At 76.6% G+C, this 470-nt stretch carries 1 protein-coding gene; it reads left to right on the forward strand.

Annotated features, from left to right (window positions below; genetic code table 11):
* Window positions 1-16: 16 nt before the first annotated feature.
* The coding region (locus LPA54_RS37705; protein WP_228984934.1) for an alpha/beta hydrolase at window positions 17-470 on the forward strand (454 nt) is incomplete at its 3' end.

Below are 470 nucleotides of genomic sequence, written 5' to 3' on the forward strand. Positions count from 1 at the left end.
GCGCGTCCGTCAGCGGGTGGGCGGGGCCCTCGGAGGGTGGCGAGCGGTGGCCATCGCCGTCGTCGTGCTCGCCGGGGCCGGCACCTGGACCGCCGTCGCCTCCGACGACGCGCCGAAGGTGCGCCGCGCCGACCGCGTCATGGCCACGGGCGACGGGGTGCGCATCGACACCTCCTTCTTCACCGCGGGACCCGAGGGCCGGCGCCCCGCCGTGCTGCTCGGCCACGGCTTCGGCGGCAGCAAGGAGGACGTCCGCGCGCAGGCCGAGGATCTCGCCCGTGACGGGTACGCCGTCCTCACCTGGTCCGCGCGCGGCTTCGGCCGGTCCACCGGGAAGATCGGGCTGAACGACCCCGAGGGCGAGGTCGCCGACGTCTCCCGGCTCGTCGACTGGCTGGCCGCACGCCCCGAGGTCCGCCTCGACAAGGACGGCGACCCCCGCGTGGGCATGGCCGGCAACTCCTACGGCG

Source organism: Streptomyces sp. DH12, assembly GCF_020873895.1.
Lineage (GTDB): Bacteria > Actinomycetota > Actinomycetes > Streptomycetales > Streptomycetaceae > Streptomyces.